The sequence below is a fragment of the Achromobacter sp. Marseille-Q0513 genome, from assembly GCF_018195695.1.
GTDB lineage: Bacteria > Pseudomonadota > Gammaproteobacteria > Burkholderiales > Burkholderiaceae_B > Achromobacter.
In genome coordinates this window covers 1-726 of record NZ_JAGTJY010000411.1, presented here as the reverse complement: position 1 = coordinate 726, position 726 = coordinate 1, and the positions used below count along the sequence as shown (strand labels likewise).

The window sequence follows — 726 nt, the reverse complement described above, 5'->3', positions numbered from 1 at the left end:
TGCCGGATCTCATCGTCGAGAACTTCACCGGCGTGCTGGCGCCGGGCCGGATCTCATCGTCGAGAACTTCACCGGCGTGCTGGCGCCGGCCGGCACGCCCCCCGCCCTGGTGGAACGCCCCGGCGCCGGCCGCCCCGGGCCCGGGCTGCCAACCCCCCGCCCGGGGCGGGCGGCGGGGGCCGCGGGCGCCGACGCGGGCGCCGGCCGCAATCGCCGTCGCGGCCGTGGCCGCAACCGCCGCGAGGAAGGCCAGTCCGACGCGCCGATGAGCGAACAGGAAAGCATGGTCGCGGCGCTGGCCCAGACCGTGGCCACCGCCCTCCCCGACGCCAAGCCCGCCGCTCCTGCCGCTGAAGCCGCTCCCGTGGCCGCCCTCCAGGAACAGACGGATGCCATCGAGCAAACGGAAGACGGCATCGCGCTGGCCGAAGGCGCCGAAGGCGCGGCCGATCCCGAGCGCAAGCGCCGCCGCCGCCGCAGCCGCCGCGGCCGCCGCAGCCAGGACGAGAACGGCCTGATCGGCAGCGACGAACAGCTGGATGACGCTGGTGACGAGGACAATGGCGCCGAGGCTGTCCAGGCCCAGGCTCCCGCCGAATCGGCTGAAACGCCTGCTCAGCCGCAAGCCGCCGCGTCCGCTGAAGAAGCCGTTCAGGCCGCTCAGGCCGAAGCTGCTCCGGCAGTCGAGCAAGCCGTCAAGGCCCAGCCGGTTCAGGCGACGCCCGT

General features: G+C 74.9%; 1 pseudogene. It reads left to right on the top strand.

From position 1 onward, the window contains the following. Window positions 1-265: 265 nt before the first annotated feature. Window positions 266-726: pseudogene (locus tag KDH83_RS30975) on the top strand (ribonuclease E/G); the annotation flags it as partial.